Here is an 18984-nt window from a genome sequence, read left to right on the forward strand (position 1 = left end):
AATACGTTTCGCGACAGGACAAAAAAGAGTCATACAGCCCGTCGGACAGATCTTTGGGCGCTAGGCGAAAAAGCGCTCAACAAGACCCAATGCCTGTTCCACATCCCCGTCAGTCACATCGAGATGGGTCACCCAGCGTTGCTTGCCATAGCGCCCTGAGATACCGACCCCCTGTTGCTCGAGAAAGGATGTCAGCCGCTCCTCCACAGCCTCGTCCATATCGACCCAGACAATGTTGGTATGTGGCTGCGTCACCCGCAGCGCCTCATGCCGCGCCAGCCCCTCTGCCAGCGCTTTGGCACGCCGGTGATCCTCGGCCAGCCGCGCCACATTGTGTTCCAGGGCATACAGGCCCGCTGCCGCCAGAATGCCCGACTGCCGTAGCCCACCCCCCAGCATCTTGCGATGGCGACGCGCCGTGTCGATCAGGTCCTGACGACCGACAAGCACCGACCCGACCGGCGCACCCAACCCTTTGGAGAGACAGATCGAAACCGTGTCGAAAGACGCAACGAAATCCCCAATATCCACACCCAGCGCCATGCAGGCATTGAACGCCCGCGCGCCGTCCAGATGCAGGCCCAGTCCGTGCCGCTCGGCGATGCCGGCCACGGCCATCATATAGTCGACCGGCAGCACACGGCCGCCAAAAGTGTTTTCCAGCGCGATCAGTCGCGTTGTGGCAAAATGCACGTCGCCGCCCTTGATCGCCGCTTCGATGTCCGACAGTGCCATCGTGCCGTCGGCTTGGTGCGCAATTGGCTGCGGCTGGATCGAGCCCAGAACGGCCGCTCCGCCCGCCTCATATTTGTAGCAATGCGCATCCTGCCCCGCGATAAACTCGTCGCCCCGCCCACAATGGCTCATCAGCGCCAATAGGTTCGACATCGTTCCTGAAGGCACGAGCAGCGCCGCGTCCTTGCCCAGCATGCCGGCCATCCGCTGTTCGAGGCGATTGACCGTCGGGTCGTCGCCGAACACATCATCGCCGACCTCCGCTGACGCCATGGCCGCGCGCATCCCGGCGCTGGGCTTGGTAACAGTGTCGGATCGGAAATCGTGGCGAATGGCATTCATGGCGGGTCTCCTGCGAGGGGCCTTTGTGGCAAGCGCACAGGAACTTGGCTAGGGGTTAGGCGGCGACATTCCCGTCTTCGGCGCCGTCATTAGCCGCCGACAGTTCCACCACCGGCTTGCGGGCCACCACCAGAATCCCGGTAATCGGTGCCCCCCGATCGAACCGCAGTACAGCCGTCTCGAAGCGCAACACCTCGAGCCCGGCGACCACCAGCGCATCGCGGGTCGCCTGCACGCCATGGGCATAGCGCAGGCTGGGTCGCAAAAACAGCGCTTCTTCGCCCTCATGCGCCTCCAGCGAGAAAGCCACCAGCCCGCCCGGGCGCATGGCCGGCAGCAGCGCCGAAAGCACCGGCTGTAGCGCCCCGCAATAGATCAGCACATCGGCCGCCGTCACCAGATCCAGATCGGCCCGTCTGGCATTGAGCGTTGCCACCAGTTCGGCCTTATGCAGGCTGTCATAGAGTCCCTTGCGCGCCGTCTCCGCAATCATCGCCGCAGAAATGTCCACGCCCTCGAGATGTCCCACCTTGGCCCGCAGGCGCTCGCCCATCAGCCCAGTGCCGCAACCGAGATCGAGCGCCCGCTCAAAACCGGAAAGCTCCAGCCGCGCCATCTCCTCTGCCACCAATCCATCGAGCAGGTCCGGCACCCGATAGCCGAGTTTGCCGATCAGAGCCTCCTCAAATTGCGGCGCATACTGATCGAACAGCGCCTCGACATACCCCACTGCCGTGCCCTCGCCAGCCGGACCTGCATCGTGCACGGCCAACTTGAGTCGCGCTCCGAACACGCCGGCATCGTCCAGCGCCTCCAGCCGCCGCCAGGCCGCTATGGCGCTAGAGACATTGCCCGCCTTCTCGTGAAAACTGCCCACCAGATCCCAGCCGGCTGCCCAGTCCGGCGCCATCTCGAGCGCCTGCTCCATCAGTTCAGCCGCGGCAGCGGAGTCACCCTGCTCGTCCAGCATGCGGGCATAATCCGCGCGCCGGTCGGCGATCACATCGCCGGAAGAAAAGAACGCCTTGGTCAAGACGAGTGCTTTCGAGAAAACCGGCCCCATTTGGCGCGGCGCGCGGGATTTGCCGCAAAGCGCGCTCAAAGGCAAGCTATTTGCAACTAAGACACGCCTGTCCCTGCCCCCGTGACGAAATGTGCACTTTCCAAACACGGTGGCTGGGCTAAAATCACCGCTATCCAATGGCGATAGACCACAGTCGTTTTTGCCAATTGGTGGCGGCGCCCCTCGTGCCAGCCTGTCCGGTCCATCATCCAGATGCCGGATATTTTAGAGACCAAACCGTTGATTCCCCGACAGAACCTGCCGTTCTGCCGGGCGTTCCTGCTTGCCTACACGGGATATTGATGCCTCCCGAATTTCAGGCTAGGCTTTGCGCCATCGAATATTGCGGCCGACTGATCTGAACACGCGAATTCCATTCGCCACTGCTGACGTCATCTTCCGATATTTCGATATCAACTAGGCTCTGGCCGGGTGCACGGCCAGGACCGCACCAGCAGCGAATGCACGAGGGAACGCGCGACATGGCAACTGGCACCGTTAAATGGTTCAACGGCCAAAAAGGTTATGGCTTCATTCAGCCCGACGAAGGCGGGGCGGACGTGTTCGTCCATATTTCCGCTGTCCAGCGCTCGGGCCTGAATGGCCTGGATGAGGGCCAGAAGGTGAGCTACGAGATCGTCAAGGACAAGCGGACCGGCAAATCCGCCGCCGACAATCTGACACCGTCCTGATCGACTGATCGGAGACAGATTGGGGCGTGCCTGAAATCAGGCGCGCCCCTCTTTTTTTGCCTAGGATTCCTCCGGCGTTATACGGATCAATCGCCCTTTTCCGGCATCGGTGATCAGGTAGATCGCGCCATCTGGCCCAGTTGTCACATCGCGAATACGCCCGAGCACACCTTGAAATAGCCGCTCTTCGTCCACCACCTCATTGCCATCCATGTCGAGCCGCACCAGCAATGTGCCGCTCAGCCCTCCCAGCAGCAGATCCCCCTCCCAGTCCGGGAACAGCGCACCCTCGTAGAAATCGAGTCCCGATGGCGAGATCGAGGGATCCCAATAGTGCAGCGGTTGTTCCATGCCCGGCTGTGTCTCGCCCACACCGATTTGGCTGCCGTCATAATTGGTGCCGTAGGCGATCTCCGGCCAGCCATAATTCTTGCCGGCCTCCACCAGATTGACCTCGTCGCCCCCGCGCGCGCCATGCTCGACCGCGAACAGCGCGCCATCGCTTTCGCGCAGCGTCGCACCCTGTGGATTGCGATGCCCGATGCTCCAGAATTCCGGCGCCCAGCCCTCCAGTTGCGGATTGTCCTCGGGCACGGACCCATCGGGCGCGATGCGCACGACGCCGCCGGCCAGATCGCCCGGATCTTGCGCCCTGTCCTGACTACCCCGTTCACCCAGCGTAATGAACAGATTGCCGTCATTGCCGACGACGATGCGCGAGCCGAAATGTCGGGTCGACCCATCGAAATTGTTCATCCGAAAAATCACCGCCTGGTCGACCAGCCGCCCGCTATTCCCCTCCAACTCCAGCCGCGCCGACATCACCGCCGTGCCGGTGCCGCCGTCACCTGGTTCGGCATAGCTGAGATAGAGCTGCCCGGTGTCGGCAAAATCGGGGTCCAGCGTCACATCGAGCAGGCCGCCCTGCCCGCGCGCCACCACCTCAGGCACCCCCTTGATGGGTTCGCCCACCACGCCATCGGTTATCACCCGCAACCGACCAGGTCGCTCGGTCACCAGAAACTGCCCGTCGGACAACACCGACAATGCCCAGGGATGTTCGAGCCCATCGGCAATCGTTGTGGCCATCAGCGTCCCGGCGCTGCTCTGGCTGGTTTCCTGTGCGACCACCGGTAGCCCGGTGACCACGCTGGCCAGCACCACGCCCGAAAAAAGTCTGATTCGATCCCGCATAAACGATCTCCCTGCATCGATATTTGGTCGATCCGCCCGCAACAGCATCCAGGCCCGGTCACCGCAAGCTGCCAGCTTGTGCACACGCATCATGCGCTTGAAACACACCGGCTTGACCGGAACGCGGCGGTTGGGCAAGCTGGTGTCATCTCCCACTTAAACTTGTCGTGAAGCATTGGCCGAACGAAGTCTGGCTGGGGGACACCTTGCCGGGCGGCGGAAGCGCCCCCGGGCAGGGCCAACATCATTTGTTAGCCTGTCGCGGACCGGAAATTCGGTCGCGCGGCGGCTATTGTTATGCCGAGCCGACTGGAGGCAGCACGATTATGGACAAGGTTCCAATGACGGTTCAGGGCCACAAAGCCCTTTCTGCTGAGTTCGAACACCGCACCAGCAATGAACGCCGTCGTATCATCGACGCCATTGCCGAAGCCCGCGCCCACGGCGATCTGTCTGAAAACGCAGAATATTCCGCCGCCAAGGAGCAGCAGAGCCTCAACGAGGGCCGCATCAAGGAGCTCGAAACGCTTCTGGCCCTGGCCGACATCATCGATGTCAGCAAGCTGAGCGGCAAAACCGTCAAGTTTGGCGCGACCGTGACCTTCATTGACGAGGACACCGAGGAAGAAAAGACCTATCAGGTCGTAGGCGATCCCGAGGCCGATGCCTCGGCTGGCCGTATTTCGATTTCCTCGCCCATTTCCCGCGCCATGATCGGCAAGGAAGAGGGCGATTCGTTCGAGGTCGCCGCTCCCGGCGGCGCCAGGAGCTACGAGATCGTCAAGATCCGCTATGTCTGACGCCTAATCTTTAGGCACCAACTAAAATTCCTGTGTTTTTTCTGTCCACTCCCGCAGGCATCTCGCCTGCGGGAGTGAGTTTGCCTTGAAACCTTGCTCCTTCGCCTCTTAAGTAGGGACGAGGGAGTTTTCCTGACCTATTGGAGAGGCGTCGCGATGCACGCGAAAGTCGTCATTATTGGCTCCGGCCCGGCCGGCTATACTGCCGCGATCTATGCCGCCCGCGCCATGCTCGAGCCCGTGATGATCCAGGGCCTGCAACCGGGCGGCCAGCTCACCATCACCACCGATGTCGAGAACTATCCCGGCTTTGCCGACGTCATCCAGGGCCCATGGCTGATGGACCAGATGAAGGCGCAGGCCGAACATGTCGGCACCCGCATGGTCAACGACATCATCACCTCGGTTGACCTGGACCAACGCCCCTTCGTGCTGCATGGCGACAGCGGTGATACCTACACCGCCGACAGCCTGATTATCGCCACCGGCGCCCAGGCCAAATGGCTTGGCTTGCCTTCCGAACAGCAGTTCCAGGGCTTTGGCGTCTCAGCCTGCGCCACCTGCGATGGCTTTTTCTACCGAGGCAAGCAGGTGCTGGTCGTCGGCGGCGGCAATACGGCCGTTGAAGAAGCACTGTTCCTGACCAATTTCGCCGAAAAGGTCATTGTGGTGCACCGCCGCGACGAGTTCCGCGCCGAACGCATCCTGCAGGACCGCCTGTTCAAAAATCCCAAGATTGAAGTGCGCTGGAATACCGAGGTCGCCGAAGTCGGCGGCACGTCGATGCCGCCCTCGGTCAATTCGGTCACCCTGCGCAACACGCAGTCCGGCGAGACCTATGAGCAACCGATTGACGGCGTCTTCGTGGCCATTGGCCACGCCCCGGCAACCTCCATTTTCGCCGGCAAGCTCGACATGAAGCCTGGCGGCTATCTGCAGGTAAAGCCCGGCACCTCCGAAACCAATGTGCCCGGTGTTTTTGCTGCGGGCGATGTCACCGACGACATCTACCGCCAGGCCGTGACCGCGGCTGGCATGGGCTGCATGGCGGCGCTCGACGCCGAGCGTTTTCTGGCCGAGCACGAACTGGCCGAGGCTGCAGAATAGTGGTGCATATCTCCTGCGATAGTCACGCTGCCGTCACAATATTTGCGCCTCCCTCGCCGCTGGCGAGGGTCGCGGTCCGACCTGGCTGAGAACACACAAAAGAAAGCGTCACAAACATGCTCGACTGGGACAAGCTACGGATTTTCCACACCGCCGCCGAGTCGGGCAGTTTCACCCACGCGGCGGAAAAGCTGGGCATGAGCCAGTCGGCGGTCAGCCGGCAGATTTCCGCGCTTGAAGACGATCTGGGCCTCAAGCTCTTCATTCGCCATGCGCGCGGCCTGGTGCTCACCGAAGTGGGCGAACAACTCTTCCGCACCGCCCACCGCATGCATTGGGAGCTGCAGCAGGTCGAGACGCAGATGTCCGAAAGTCAGGACGTCCCTACCGGACCACTGATTGTCACCACCACCGTGGGTATCGGCTCCACCTGGCTCTCCTCGCGGCTAGACGAATTCCTCAAGCTCTATCCGCTCATCCAGCTCGAAATCCGCCTTAACGACGCCGAACTCGACCTCGCCATGCGTGAGGCCGACGTGGCCATCCGTCTGCACCGCCCCAATCAGTCCGAAATGATCCAGCGCAAGCTGTTCACGGTGCACAACCACTTCTACGCCGCCAATACCTATATCGACGAACACGGCATGCCGCATAAGCCTGAGGATCTGGACGACCACCGGATTATCAGCTTCGGCGAGCCGGTCCCCTCCTATCTGGGCGACATCAACTATCTCGAACGCATGGGCCGCGCCGATTCCAGCCCGCGCCGCGCCGCGCTGCGCGTCAATGCCATCTACGGCATGATGCAGGCCTGCCGCGCCGGCATTGGCATCGCCATGCTGCCCGATTATGTAACGGAAAAGGAAGACGGCCTGGTCCAGATCCTGCCCGAGATCGAATTGCCGGCCTATGAGGCCTATTTCGTCTATCCGCCGGCGCTGAAGAACTCCAAGCGCGTCGGTGTCTTCCGCGACTTCCTGGTCTCCAAAGCTCGGGAGTGGTCGTTCTAGCTTCGCGGCCATGCCGCCGAAGCAGATGGGCGGCTCCGGTAGCGAAACAACCAAATGCCGACCGGAAGTTGGGAAATGCCCCGCATCACCACCATCGCCCTCGATGCTGATGACACGCTCTGGCAGAACGAGCAGTTCTTTCGCCTGACCGAACAGCGCTTCGCCGATCTGCTCCGCGACTACAGCGACGCTCCGGATCTGACCGAGCGCCTCATCTCGGCAACCGCCCGCAATCTCCAATTCTACGGCTTCGGCGCCAAGAGCTTTACGCTCTCCATGCTCGAAACGGCGCTGGAGATCACCGAGCATCGGGTTCCCGGCACCGTCATTGCTGAAATTCTCGCCGCCGGTCGCGAACTTCTCGATTATCCGCTCGAAACCCTGCCCTATGTCGATGCCGCCCTTGAGCACCTGCAACAAAATTATCGCCTGATCCTGATCACCAAGGGCGACCTGCTCGATCAGGAACGCAAGCTGGCCGCCTCCGGTTTGGCCGAATATTTCGCAGCCGTCGAAGTGGTTTCCGACAAGACCGAAGCGGTCTATCGCCGCATTTTCGAGCGCCACACCGAGGGCGCCGAACACACCATCATGGCCGGCAACTCGCTCAAATCCGATATACTGCCCGCTCTGGCCGCCGGCGCCTTCGCCGCCTATGTGCCGCATGACCTGACCTGGTCCTATGAGCACGCCGAAGAACCGGTCACCGAACCCCGCTACGCGCGCATCGCACATCTGGGCGAACTGCAGCAGGTCATCGACCAGTTCGTATCCGACCATATGGGCCGGTGAGGAATCGCACCGCGCTGAACCGTTTCCACGCTTAAAAAACGCTCAACGCCTGCTCCAATCTCTGGCATCGCGCCTGAATTTCAGCCGAAAAGCGGCTTGTATCGCCGCGACAGGCCGCCGCACCCTCGCCCCCTGCCATTGATTTTATTAGCTTTTTTCCATCTCCATGCAAGTTTTGCATAGCTGGCATAACCGTTAGTGGATTGGCGCGACCCAGCGGCACCCCTATATGCCCACCCATCACAGCGGGTGTTTCTCCTCCCTCCCTTGCGCCCGCTGCGTTCCCTCCTGACAGGTTCCTGACCTGTCCTCCTTAGGGCCCTGCTCTCCCCTCGAGCGGGGCCTTTCTTTTTTCCGAACGCACAGCCATCCCTCGCAAAAACGCATGGCTGACATGTCGGTTTCGGGATTGTCTATCAGATCAGTAGAGTTCATATAGCACCCATCGCTGAGGCGCGCTCCGATCTCCTCCTCCCTTCGGACCCCGCATCGCGATACCGAACTTAGGATCATTTCCTCCTCCCTTGATCCGAGGTTCATGGCAGAGCGGCATACTCCTCCTCCCTTGCTCTCTGCCCCACTTTCGATTTGGCTTCGGCCCTATCATCAGGCCCCATCTTCGGATGGGGCCTTTTTTTGGTCCCTGGACGGAACCTGTCACCAGCCTGTCGAGTTGCCTGTTTAATGGACAGAATGTCGCTGTGCCTAATGCATGGCAGTTATGACGCCAAATGCATTGCTGACCAAAAGGTCAAAACCTATATTGGTCCTGTCGCTGGTGAAGCCGCTCCGTATCCTCCTCCCTCGGACCCGCTTCTTGCGACATCGGATCGAAACCGCATCCTCCTCCCGCGGCGACGATCCACCGGTCTGGTGCAAATCCTCCTCCCTTGCACAGGACCATCACTTGCGATTTGGCTTCGGCCCTATCATCAGGCTCCAACTTCGGTTGGAGCCTCTTTTTTTGCGTCTGCCCTATCTGGTCGTCATCTCGATTCCACACGAATCTGCATGGCAGCATTTCCGATTGTGCGTTTGTGCCGCAGGCGCCGATATCCGATATTGCGTTCAACGGCAGGGTTCGTGGTGACCCGGCCTCCTCCAAGGTCAGCGGCTCCGGCCAAAGACCGAACGGCCCCGCCCATCCCCTCGGGCGGGGCCTTTTCGCCTTTCAGGGTCCAGCCGGACTGCTCGACTATCTGATCCCGGCGCAGAATTGCTGGATGCGCTTCACCGCCTCTTCCAGTTCCGCATTGCTGGCCGCATAACTCAGGCGAAAATGCCCGGACAGGCCGAATGCCGCGCCATGCACCAGCGCCACGCCTGTTTCCTCCAAGAGCGCCATGACGAAGTCCTCGTCGGTCCCAAGCTTAGTGCCGCCGGCGCTGGTCTTGCCTAGTAAACGCTGGCACGAGGGAAATACATAAAAAGCGCCTTCCGGCACCAGGCAGTCGAGCCCGGTATTTGCGTTTAGGCCCGCCACCACCATGTCGCGCCGCGCCTGGAACACATCGCGCCACTCGGCAAGAAATCCCTGCGGTCCATTCAGCGCTTCTACTGCCGCCCATTGCGAAATCGAGCTGGCATTGGTGGTCGACTGGCTCTGCAGCTTGGTCATCGCCGCCAGCAAAGGCTTGGGCCCCGTGCAATAGCCGATGCGCCAGCCGGTCATGGCGTGCGACTTACTGACCCCGTTCATCGTTAGGGTCCTGGCCTGCAATTCCGGTTCTACCTGGGCGATGGTCGCAAACCGCTTGCCGTCATAGACCAGCACTTCATAGATATCGTCGGTAAGGATGTGGACGTGCGGATGCCGCATCAGTACCGCCGCCAGCCCCTTCAACTCTTCGGCCGAATAGGCCGCGCCGGTCGGGTTTGAAGGTGTGTTGAGGATCAGCCACTTGGTCTGTTCCGAAATGGCCGCTTCCAGCGCCTCCGGAGTCAGCTTGAATCCGCTCGAAGCATCGGCGACCGCGAACACCGGCTCCGCCCCGCATAGCCGCACGATTTCGGGGTAGCTCACCCAATAGGGCACGGGCACAACCACCTCGTCGCCCGGATTGAGTGTCGCCAACAGCGCATTGAAAATGATCTGCTTGCCGCCCGACCCGACGAAACAATCCGCCGCCGTAACCTCAAGCCCGTTGTCGCGCCGGAACTTGGCCGCCACCGCTTCCTTGAGCTCGGCAATGCCATCCACATTGGTATAGCGCGTCTTGCCCTCATCCATGGCGCGCTTGGCCGCATCGCGCACGTGCTCGGGCGTGTTGAAATCCGGCTCACCGGCCGAGAGCGCAATAATGTCCTTGCCCTCGGCAGCCATGACGCGGGCTTTCTGGCTGATCGCCACCGTTGCCGACGGCGCCACGCGCCCCAATGCCTCGGACAAAAAACCCATCATCGCCTCCTTGCTGGACGGCAACGGGTTTAGTGCAAGCCCGGAGGCACGAAAAGCCCCGGCCCGCAGTTTGGCTAAATACCGATCCCCGGCGTGCTGCGCAGCACCACGCCCTGCACGCGCCAGCCCTCGTCGCGCTCATCGGCAAGCTGATAAACCGCCTCCCAGACCCGGCCATCCGTGTCGATGAACTCCACCTCCTGCAGCACCACGCCCGAAGAAAGCTCACGGAAGGCCCCGAAGCTGTGCGAGCGCGATTGACCGATCGGCCCATAGCCCGATCGCGCCACATCGTGGGCGAACCGCTGCGGATTGCTTTGGTAGCTGGCCCTGAAGGCGGCACCGGCAAACGACAGCGCCGTTTCGCCGTCAGCACTGCGCAGCGCCTCGATCTGACCGGTCACGCTGGCGCGCCATGGTTGTTCCACCGCCTCCTGCGCAGACGCCGGAACCATAAGCAGGATGCTCAAGACAAGAACCCAGAGAATACGCATGGTCTATCTCCCGTTTTCGGGCAGGCCCAACCCGCCACAGTTCTGCCCTCAAATGGTCCCGAGCCGACCCCCATTGGTTCATAGTCGAACCGCTTTTCGCTGCTTTTCTCTCAGCATCGGAAGCGAGGAAGAGACGTCGATCCCATGCATAAATCTACGTCGCCCAGGCGCAAAAGTTTCAGGTTCCTGGCCGTTTTCGGCGCCATTGGCTCCGCGCTGAGCGCTGCGGTACTGATAATGGGTGTCACCCCCGCCCGGGCCGCCAGTTTCGCCGCCCAGCCTGATACCCAGATTGCGGTGTTTATGGTGCCGCTCACGCTTTTGGTTCTGGCCCTGCTTTTCGAGGTTGCGCGCTTTGCCTGGCGCGCGCCCCTGCCCGCTCAAGCCCCCGCCCGCATCAGACGCCGGCCGGACTGGTCGACGCCGGGCGAAGGTGCACCGAACCCCTGATATTGTTCCCCCTGACGACACTGGCCGGCCCTGCGCCGGCCATTTTTTTGACTTTTCGCCTATTGCCGAGCGCCCGAGGCAGGTTCAAACTCAAGTCCTCTTACAGGAGGACTGACCCTATGCATGTCGATACCATCCTGCAGACCAAGGGCGTCGTGGTTCATACCCTGCCCAAAACCGGCACGTTGACCGACGCCGTCACCCTGCTCAACACCCACAACATAGGCGCCGTCGTCATCACCGATGACAACCAGCAGATCGTCGGCATACTCTCCGAGCGCGACATCGTGCGCCAGCTTGGCAAGAACCCCACCGGCGCCCTGGCCCTTTCTATCGCCGATTGCATGACCACCGGCGTCGTCACCGCCGAGCGCACCACCACCATCGACGATGTCATGGAATCCATGACCAGGCGGCGCATCCGTCACATGCCAATTGCCGAAGACGGCAAGCTGGTCGGGATTATCTCCATCGGCGACGTGGTCAAGCTCAAGATCGCCGAAGTCGAGCACGAGGCCGAAGTCCTGCGCGAATACATCGCCAGCTGATCTCAAGGCGACAGCCGCATCAATCCCGCCGCTGTCGGCCCGAAGCCGCATGCGCGGTAAAACCCTTCCAGATGCGGCTCGAAATCGACATGCAGCCATTGCATTTGCTGCCCCCGCGCCAGTTCAGCGCCGCGCCGCACCAATTCGCTCGCAATGCCGCGCCGGCGGTAGGCGACATCGACCGCCGTATCGAGAATGAAGGCGTGCACCCCGCCATCCCAGGCGATGTTGACGAAACCGATCAGCCGGCCCCCATCCATCGCCCCTAGATGGGCCAGGCTCCGCTTGAGCACTTGGTCATAATTGTCTAGCGGCGGCCCGCCCCAGGCCCGGCGCCAGAAATCATCCAGCACCCCCGCCTCCGGAAACGGATTAACGACATACGCGATCAAGAAGGGCCCTTCACCTTACCAACCTCTCCAACTCTTCATCCATCCGCAAGGTCGCCAAGAGTTGGCCCGTCCTATGGTCTCACCTGTGCCGGTTACCGGCGATGTCCCATGCAAAGGATGAACCACCATGAAGACGATTTCCACCACCGCCATCGTGGCCCTGATGACCACCGCCATCGGCCTGGGCGCTATTGCCCCCGTCGCGGCTCAGGAAACCACCGCCCCTGCGACCACCCAATCCCAGCCTGCCGACCCCGCTTCCGGTGACGAACGCGGCTTCCGCAAGGGCCCGGGCATGCGCCATGGCGGCGGAGCCGGTGGCTTGCTCAACATCGAGCGCGGCGCCGTGGCCATCGAGATCGCCATTGTGCGCCTCAGCCATGCTGTCGAAATGACCGATGAGCAGACCGTTTTGCTCGAAGCGCTCAAGACCGACGCTCTGGCCGCTGCCGCCGCTTTCGAGGCCGCAACCGACGGCTTGCGCCCGACCCCGCCGGCTGAAGGGGAATCCTCTGAACGCCCGGACATTTCTGAGCGTTTCGACAACCGCATCGCCTTTGAATCAGCCCGGCTCGACGCACTCGAAGCCGTTCAGCCAGCCTTTACCGCTTTCTTCGACAGCCTGACCGACGAGCAGAAGGCAGACCTCGTTCCCGAACGCGGCGACCGCCAGAACCATATGGGCAAGCAGGGCCACAAGGGCGGCCATCGCGATGGTCATCATGGTGGCCAGCGCCCCATGGGTCCGGGCAACCGCTAAGGTCGGCCCGGCGCCGAACCTCCAGACCCGATCTGCCGCGCTCCTTCGTCGGCAGGTCGGCCCAGCGGCTCCTGCAGGCCCCAAGCCATTGCAGGCGCCGCCGAACCCCGGCTCTCAACAGCCGGGGTTTGCTTTTGTCCTCGGCTCGATTACCAGTGAGACCGTAATCTGTTGCGGGCAATCCATGACCACTCTTCCCCTCGATCCGGCGCGCATCCGCGCCCTGTTCCCGGCCTTTGCCGAACCGAGCCTCAATGGTCAGGCTTTCTTCGAAAACGCGGGGGGCTCCTACACGGCCCAGGCGACGCTCGACATTCTCGATCATTATTATCGCGCCACCAAGGTGCAGCCCTATGGTGTCTATGCCGCCTCCGAGGCCGCGGGACAGGCCATGGACCGCGCCTATGAACGCCTTGCCCAGGCGCTCAACGTGGCCACCGACTGGATCCATATCGGCCCCTCAAGCTCCGCCAACACCTATGTACTGGGCAAGGCCTTCGCCGACTGGCTCAAGCCCGGCGACGTCATCATCGTCACCAATCAGGACCACGAGGCCAATACCGGCAATTGGCGCCGCCTGGCTGAGCGCGGCATCGAAGTGCGTGAATGGCAGGTCGATCTCGAAACCGCCCGCCTTTCGCTCGATAGCCTCGACACCCTGCTCGACGAGAAGGTCAAGCTGGTCGCCGCGCCGCATTGTTCCAACATCGTTGGTGATATCAACCCGGTGGCCGAGATCGCCGCCCGCGCCCATGCGGTCGGCGCCGTGCTCGCCATTGACGGCGTCAGCTACGCCCCCCACGGTCTGCCCGATCTCGCCGCCCTTGGCGCCGATATCTATTTCTTTTCCGCCTACAAGACCTATGGCCCGCATCAGGGCGTCATGGCCATCCGGCCCGACCTTGCCCGTGCCCTCCCCAATCAGGGGCATTTTTTCAATGATGCCAAGCTGCGCTACCGCCTGACCCCGGCCGGCCCCGACCACGCCCAGATCGCCGCCACCGCCGGCATTGTGGACTATCTCGATCAGGTCGCGGCGCTGGCCCCCGCATCGGTCGAGGGCGCCGATCCATACCGCCGTGCCCATGCCGCCATGCGCGCTCAAGAGGTGACGCTGGCCGCGCCCCTGCTCGACTATCTGCGCAGCCGCAACGACCTCCGCCTCATCGGCCCTGCCGACCCCGCAACCCGCGCCCCCACCATTGCCGTGCTGGCAAAGGAGCCGGGCATCGACATCGCCCGGCGCCTCGCCCGCCACGGCGTCATGGCTGCGGGAGGCAATTTCTATGCGGTTCGCCTTCTCGAAGCCCTCGGTATCGACCCGCACAATCACGGCGTCCTCCGCCTCTCCTTCGTGCACTACACCACACCTGAAGAGATCCAGCAGTTGATCGCCGCGCTCGATGCCGAACTGAGATAGGCCCCTTATCCGGCGCGACGCGCCACCGTCTCCCGCTAGGGTGAGTATAAGCACTGTGCCCCCTTGTTCCTCTCCCCGTCGGGGAGAGGGTGGATCGCCCGGAGGGCGAGACGGGTGAGGGGGAATCCATCCACGAGATACACACAATATGTCCCGCCCCCTCGCCTCCCTCCTGCTTCTGCTCTGCACCATGTTCTGGGGCTTTGCCTTCATCGCCCAGAAAACGGCAATGGACGCCATGGGGCCGCTGACCTTTGCCGGTGTCCGCTTCCTTATCGGCGGACTGCTGATCCTGCCCCTGGCCCTGCATGAGCTGCGGCGCAAGGCCGTCAAGCTCACCAGCACCCACTGGTTCTTCATCATGGCGATGAGCACCGTGTTCTTTCTCGGCTCCTGGATGCAGCAGGCTGGTCTGCTCACCACCACCGCCACCAATGGCGGCTTCCTCACCGGCCTCTATGTCTTCTTCGTGCCATTGCTCGGGTTCATCCTGTTTCGCACCCGACCACATCCGATTGTGTTCGTCGGCGTCCCCCTCGCCCTTGTCGGCATCTACTTTCTGAACGGCGGTGGCCTCGACAGCTTCAACACCGGCGACTGGATCATCATCGCCAGCGCCATCTTCTGGGGGTTGCATGTGCTGCTGCTCGGGCATGTCGCCAAGATGACCGGCCTGCCCATCTTCGTGTCGTCGGTGAGTTTCCTGTTCGCCGGCATCGCCGCCAGCGCCATCGCCCTGCCCACCGAAGCCCCCACCCTGGCTGGCATTTCAGCCGGTTGGGTCGAGATCGCTTATGCCGCCGTGCTCTCCACGGCGGTCGGCTTCACCTTGCAGGCCATCGGTCAGCAACACGTGCCCTCGGCCAATGCTGCCATTATTCTCTCGGCCGAGAGCCTGTTTGCAGCATTGGGTGCGGCCGTGGTGCTGGGCGAGCGCCTGCCCCCGATCGGCTATGCCGGCGCGGCGTTGATCTTTGCGGCCATCCTGCTCGTCGAAGCGATCCCGCCGCTCTGGGCTCGCCGCAAGGTGCATGTCCCCCGAACGGTGAACTAAGGTTCCCTATTCACCATAGCGGTACATCTGGTAGCTCTTGCAGATCACAAGGGCGACGCACCCCCGGAGCGTGATCTGGTCTTCGCTGACCTGGGTAATGGTCCCGGCCGCGCTCTGCCCATAAATGTGCAACTCGCCCTTCCACTCGCCCGGCCCGGTCTGCACCGCATGGTCGATCAGCATGGTGTTGAGATAGGGAAGATTCTCCGCACTGTCTGCGCCATTGCCCAGCCAGATCAGCTCGGCACAAAGCTGGGTGCCGTCGCCGCATAGGGTCACGTCATAGCGCGAATCCCGCATCTCGATTTCCCACACCCCGACCGGCGAAGCCAGGGTCGGCGCCACCGCGATCAGCGCGAACAAAGATGCCAAGATCGCCCGCATCATGGCGTGTGCCGATACATCTGATAGGTCTTGCAGACCACTAGGAATGCGCAGCCGGACAGCGTCATGTGGTTCTCGCTGTGCTGGGTAATTGTCCCGCTCATCCGGTGACCGAAAAGATGCAGCGTCCCTTTCCACTCGCCCGGACCGGTCTGTTTCAGCGCCTGTGCCATGGGCTTATTGAGATAGGGCTTGTACTGATCATTGTAATCGGCATCCGATAACCAGACCAGTTCGCCACAAAGCTGCGTGCCGTCGCCACACAGATCCAGCCCGAACCGCGTGTCGCGCGTTTCCAGCTCCCAAACGCCCGCGGGTGAAGCAAACGCCGGCACAGCCGCGGCGCAGGACAGGACAAGGGCTGCAAGCAGACGCGAAAATCTCGGCATGGTAATCCTCTGGAAGTTCAATGCTTTAAAAACTGGCCTCCATCACCTGAACCGAAGCTGAACAAGCACGGCGGTGACAATGGAACAAACGACACGATTGCGCCGTCACGGCCCTGTCATCTTGGCCCCATAGGGTCCCCATGTCCCGGCTCCCCCCATTGGCCAGGATTGCCGGCCCCGCGTCCCCAACGCCGCGCCGGCATCGGAGGGCCCGGACCGCCAACCCCCGGCCTTCCCGACCGACAAGATCGGTCCTGGCCGCCTCAGGGCGGCCTTTTTTTTGTGGACCGCGCCGCATTTTGCCTCGCACCGGCCTCGTCCCTGCGCCACAACAAAAGCCCCGTTTCAGGCGCGACCATGGCCAAGCTCTATTTTTCTTATGCGGCGATGAATGCCGGCAAGTCGACCTTGCTGCTGCAGGCGGCCCATAACTACCGTGAGCGCGGCATGCGCCCCCTGCTCTACACCTCCGCGCTCTATGCCGAGGAAGGGGTTGGCCTGATCACCTCCCGCATCGGCATCGCTGAGGAAGCCGATCTCTATGCTGCGGGCGATGATCTCTACCAGTCCATTCGTGACTATGACGAGGAATCCAAGGTCGATTGCGTCTTCATAGACGAAGCCCAGTTCCTCAACCGCGAGCAGGTCTGGCAACTGGCCCGCGTGGCGGACCGGCTCAATATTCCGATCATGTGCTATGGTCTGCGGACCGATTTTCAGGGCAAGCTGTTCCCTGGCGCAATGGAGCTGCTGGCGATCGCCGATACGCTGCGCGAAATCCGCACCATCTGCACCTGCGGCGCCAAGGCCACCATGGTGGTTCGTCAGGACATGTCAGGGCGCGTCCTCACCGATGGCGACCAGGTGTCTATCGAGAAGTCCGTCTACCTGTCCCTGTGCCGCAAACATTGGGAAGAAGCCGTGGGCCGCTGGCCCGTCAAGCGACCAGAATAGGAGCCTCCGACCATGCTGTCCGATGCAACCGAACCGACAGGTGCCCTCATCATCCGCACCCTGGCCATGCCGGCCGACACCAATCCGGCCGGCGACATTTTTGGCGGCTGGGTGATGAGCCAGATGGACATTGCCGGCGCCATCGCCGCCGTCGAACAGGTCAAGGGTCGCGTGGTTACTGTGGCGGTGGAAGCCATGACCTTCATCGCCCCGGTCAAGGTTGGCGACGTGCTCTGCGTCTATGCCGATATCGAACGTATCGGCACCACCTCCATTACCGTCGGCCTTGAAGCCTGGGTCCGCCGCAACCGCCTCGATGAACGCAGCAAGGTCACCGAAGCGCGCTTCGTCTATGTCTCGCTCGACGACACCGGCAAAAAGCGCCCAATTCCGGTGCAAGAAGACGGCCAACCCGTTCAGACTGTGTTCAGCTAGACTTTGCTCAATTGTCACCCGGCGCTCCGACAGTGCCCCGGGATATTCACCATCTGAATACTCTCTCCGACTCTGCCGGAACTCTTTGCGCCAGCAATTCGTTTCTGAAGTCATAAACAATTGGCGAGGTCGCCAAAACGCGTCATCCTGGAAATCCGGGACCGGAAAGACCGAGCCGGAGGGAGCATGTCATGCATCGTCAGACCCGCAGGAATCTTCTGAATCTGGCCACCGGCGTCGCCGTGGCCGCCGCTGCCGTGGTGGTTTTCTTGCCCGCAGCGCAAGCCGCGCCCGGCACGGCCACCAGCAACGTCAATGTACGCTCCGGACCCGGCACCGGATATGCCGTGGTCGACACGCTGCGTCGCGGCGAACAGGTTGACGTCCAGCGCTGCCAGTCTTCCTGGTGCTATGTTGTCAAACCCGGCCCCGATGGCTGGGTCTCGGCCAGCTATCTCAGCGCCGGCGGCCGCCCGGTCAATCCGTCCAATCCCGGCATTTCCTTCGGCTTCACCATTGGTGGCCCTGATGGTCCGCAGATCAGCATCGGGGTAGGCAATGGCAACAATCCCCAGCCCCGTCCGCCGCGCCCGCCGGTCGTGCAGCCCGTATATGACGAAGTGTGCTTCTTCGACCGCACCCGTTTCCGCGGTGACAGCTTCTGCTTGGAAGAAGGCGAGTCCATCCGTGACCTGCGTGGCTGGACCGATCGCATTTCCTCCTTCGACAATCCCGCAGGCCTCAACGTGCAGGTCTGCTCGCAGGAGAATTTCCGTTCCTGCCGCACCTACACGACGGGCGCTTCTTCGCTCGGCGATTACGACGACTACATCGCCTCCGTCCGCGTGCGCTAATACTAACCGACAACATCTTCCTGCGCCGCCCCGAAAGGGCGGCGCTTTGCTTTGCAACATCTGACGCGGCAGGCTAATCTCCCGGCGTACACATAGATGGATATTGCCATGCGCTCGCTTTTCGCCCTCGCACTTGCCCTTGCCGTCTCGCTTATGCCCAGCCTTCCCGCCCTGTCCGCTTCTGCCTCCGGCAGCCACGGCTGGAGCCGCGCGGACCTCGTCCTGCGCGCCGGCCCCGGCGTTGCCTATGACATTACCGGCGAGATTGCCGGGGAACAGGCCATCAAGATTCTGCGCTGCCAGAAGCTCTGGTGCAATGTCGATGGCCCCGGCGGTCGCGGCTGGACCGGCAAGGCCGCCATCGACTTCGGCAAGGATCCGCACTGGCCGATCCTCGATCCCGACAATAATTGGCCGGACCTGGCTGGCGGCGAGATGTGCTTTTACGAAGGCACGCATTACACCGGTCGCGCCTTCTGCGCCGATTCCGGTGATGTCTTTCAGGATCTCGCCACCTGGGGCTGGGACAACACCATCTCCTCAGTCCGGGTGATCACCCCGACCAGCGCCGCCATCTGCCGCGACCGTTTCTTCCAGTCCTATTGCGAGCGCATCGCCACCAGCCAGCCAGTGCTGCACCAATATCTGCGCGACAACCTCTCCTCGATCCGGCTGTACTGACACCACACCACCTGGGGCAACAACACGCCCGTGCGA

Annotated in this window: 22 protein-coding genes; 14 read left to right on the plus strand and 8 right to left on the minus strand. The window is 62.1% G+C overall.

What is annotated here, in order from left to right; genetic code table 11:
* Positions 1-60 precede the first annotated feature (60 nt).
* The gene (gene ltaE / locus GGR20_RS07025; protein WP_183310544.1) at positions 61-1077 is read right to left on the minus strand and encodes a low-specificity L-threonine aldolase; all 1017 of its coding nucleotides are present in this window, start codon (positions 1075-1077) and stop codon (positions 61-63) included.
* 55 nt (positions 1078-1132) lie between these two features.
* Positions 1133-2110: a class I SAM-dependent methyltransferase gene (locus GGR20_RS07030; RefSeq protein WP_246349481.1), complete on the minus strand. Its 978-nt coding sequence runs from the start codon at positions 2108-2110 to the stop codon at positions 1133-1135.
* A 512-nt stretch (positions 2111-2622) separates the two neighbouring features.
* On the opposite strand from GGR20_RS07030, the gene GGR20_RS07035 reads away from it, so the two are divergent.
* Positions 2623-2832 (plus strand): cold-shock protein, encoded by a 210-nt coding sequence (locus tag GGR20_RS07035; protein ID WP_104893687.1) that lies wholly within the window; start codon positions 2623-2625, stop codon positions 2830-2832.
* Positions 2833-2892: 60 nt separating this feature from the next.
* Here the strand turns inward: GGR20_RS07035 and GGR20_RS07040 are convergent, their stop codons facing one another.
* Positions 2893-4026, minus strand: coding sequence for a PQQ-dependent sugar dehydrogenase (locus GGR20_RS07040; RefSeq protein ID WP_183310546.1), 1134 nt, complete (start codon positions 4024-4026; stop codon positions 2893-2895).
* A 326-nt stretch (positions 4027-4352) separates the two neighbouring features.
* Here GGR20_RS07040 and greA point away from each other — a divergent pair, with 326 nt between their 5' ends.
* The 4 genes from greA to GGR20_RS07060 all read left to right on the plus strand — a co-directional run bounded on the left by greA (position 4353) and on the right by GGR20_RS07060 (position 7735).
* Positions 4353-4826, plus strand: coding sequence for a transcription elongation factor GreA (greA, locus tag GGR20_RS07045; protein WP_183310547.1), 474 nt, complete (start codon positions 4353-4355; stop codon positions 4824-4826).
* 156 nt (positions 4827-4982) lie between these two features.
* A complete protein-coding gene (gene trxB / locus GGR20_RS07050; protein WP_183310548.1) occupies positions 4983-5933 on the plus strand; it encodes a thioredoxin-disulfide reductase in 951 nt (316 codons plus the stop codon).
* A gap of 116 nt (positions 5934-6049) precedes the next feature.
* The gene (locus GGR20_RS07055) at positions 6050-6943 is read left to right on the plus strand and encodes a LysR family transcriptional regulator (RefSeq protein WP_183310549.1); all 894 of its coding nucleotides are present in this window, start codon (positions 6050-6052) and stop codon (positions 6941-6943) included.
* Positions 6944-7018: 75 nt separating this feature from the next.
* Positions 7019-7735, plus strand: a complete 717-nt coding sequence (locus GGR20_RS07060; protein ID WP_183310550.1) for an HAD family hydrolase — start codon at positions 7019-7021, stop codon at positions 7733-7735.
* A 1195-nt stretch (positions 7736-8930) separates the two neighbouring features.
* Here GGR20_RS07060 and GGR20_RS07065 read toward each other — a convergent pair.
* Positions 8931-10133, minus strand: coding sequence for a pyridoxal phosphate-dependent aminotransferase (locus GGR20_RS07065; RefSeq protein WP_183310551.1), 1203 nt, complete (start codon positions 10131-10133; stop codon positions 8931-8933).
* Between the two features lie 74 nt (positions 10134-10207).
* Complete coding sequence (locus tag GGR20_RS07070; RefSeq protein ID WP_183310552.1) at positions 10208-10627, minus strand: DUF4864 domain-containing protein; 420 nt, start codon at positions 10625-10627, stop codon at positions 10208-10210.
* A 144-nt stretch (positions 10628-10771) separates the two neighbouring features.
* On the opposite strand from GGR20_RS07070, the gene GGR20_RS07075 reads away from it, so the two are divergent.
* Both GGR20_RS07075 and GGR20_RS07080 read left to right on the plus strand, forming a co-directional pair.
* The gene (locus GGR20_RS07075; RefSeq protein WP_183310553.1) at positions 10772-11077 is read left to right on the plus strand and encodes a hypothetical protein; all 306 of its coding nucleotides are present in this window, start codon (positions 10772-10774) and stop codon (positions 11075-11077) included.
* A 119-nt stretch (positions 11078-11196) separates the two neighbouring features.
* On the plus strand, positions 11197-11625 hold the full coding sequence (locus GGR20_RS07080; protein WP_183310554.1) for a CBS domain-containing protein: 429 nt from the start codon (positions 11197-11199) through the stop codon (positions 11623-11625).
* Between the two features lie 2 nt (positions 11626-11627).
* Here the strand turns inward: GGR20_RS07080 and GGR20_RS07085 are convergent, their stop codons facing one another.
* Complete coding sequence (locus GGR20_RS07085) at positions 11628-12017, minus strand: GNAT family N-acetyltransferase (protein WP_183310555.1); 390 nt, start codon at positions 12015-12017, stop codon at positions 11628-11630.
* Positions 12018-12144: 127 nt separating this feature from the next.
* On the opposite strand from GGR20_RS07085, the gene GGR20_RS07090 reads away from it, so the two are divergent.
* The 3 genes from GGR20_RS07090 to GGR20_RS07100 all read left to right on the plus strand — a co-directional run bounded on the left by GGR20_RS07090 (position 12145) and on the right by GGR20_RS07100 (position 15251).
* The gene (locus GGR20_RS07090) at positions 12145-12777 is read left to right on the plus strand and encodes a Spy/CpxP family protein refolding chaperone (protein WP_183310556.1); all 633 of its coding nucleotides are present in this window, start codon (positions 12145-12147) and stop codon (positions 12775-12777) included.
* 184 nt (positions 12778-12961) lie between these two features.
* A complete protein-coding gene (locus GGR20_RS07095; RefSeq protein ID WP_183310557.1) occupies positions 12962-14197 on the plus strand; it encodes an aminotransferase class V-fold PLP-dependent enzyme in 1236 nt (411 codons plus the stop codon).
* Between the two features lie 148 nt (positions 14198-14345).
* The gene (locus GGR20_RS07100; RefSeq protein WP_183310558.1) at positions 14346-15251 is read left to right on the plus strand and encodes a DMT family transporter; all 906 of its coding nucleotides are present in this window, start codon (positions 14346-14348) and stop codon (positions 15249-15251) included.
* A gap of 6 nt (positions 15252-15257) precedes the next feature.
* On the opposite strand, the gene GGR20_RS07105 is transcribed toward GGR20_RS07100, so the two are convergent.
* A complete protein-coding gene (locus GGR20_RS07105) occupies positions 15258-15623 on the minus strand; it encodes a DUF2147 domain-containing protein (protein WP_183310559.1) in 366 nt (121 codons plus the stop codon).
* 11 nt (positions 15624-15634) lie between these two features.
* Entirely contained in the window at positions 15635-16024 is a 390-nt protein-coding gene (locus GGR20_RS07110; RefSeq protein WP_183310560.1) for a DUF2147 domain-containing protein, read from the minus strand.
* A gap of 357 nt (positions 16025-16381) precedes the next feature.
* Here GGR20_RS07110 and GGR20_RS07115 point away from each other — a divergent pair, with 357 nt between their 5' ends.
* The 4 genes from GGR20_RS07115 (at position 16382) to GGR20_RS07130 (ending at position 18948) form a co-directional block, all read left to right on the plus strand.
* The gene (locus GGR20_RS07115) at positions 16382-16978 is read left to right on the plus strand and encodes a thymidine kinase (RefSeq protein WP_183310561.1); all 597 of its coding nucleotides are present in this window, start codon (positions 16382-16384) and stop codon (positions 16976-16978) included.
* Positions 16979-16990: 12 nt separating this feature from the next.
* Positions 16991-17413 carry an acyl-CoA thioesterase gene (locus GGR20_RS07120; RefSeq protein WP_183310562.1) on the plus strand — a complete coding sequence of 141 codons (423 nt, stop codon included), beginning with the start codon at positions 16991-16993 and terminating at the stop codon, positions 17411-17413.
* 191 nt (positions 17414-17604) lie between these two features.
* Positions 17605-18267: an SH3 domain-containing protein gene (locus GGR20_RS07125; RefSeq protein ID WP_183310563.1), complete on the plus strand. Its 663-nt coding sequence runs from the start codon at positions 17605-17607 to the stop codon at positions 18265-18267.
* Positions 18268-18375: 108 nt separating this feature from the next.
* Positions 18376-18948 (plus strand): peptidase inhibitor family I36 protein, encoded by a 573-nt coding sequence (locus tag GGR20_RS07130; RefSeq protein WP_183310564.1) that lies wholly within the window; start codon positions 18376-18378, stop codon positions 18946-18948.
* The last annotated feature ends 36 nt before the right edge of the window (positions 18949-18984 follow it).

It is taken from the genome of Devosia subaequoris, from assembly GCF_014197055.1.
In the GTDB taxonomy this organism is placed as follows: Bacteria; Pseudomonadota; Alphaproteobacteria; order Rhizobiales; family Devosiaceae; genus Devosia; species Devosia subaequoris.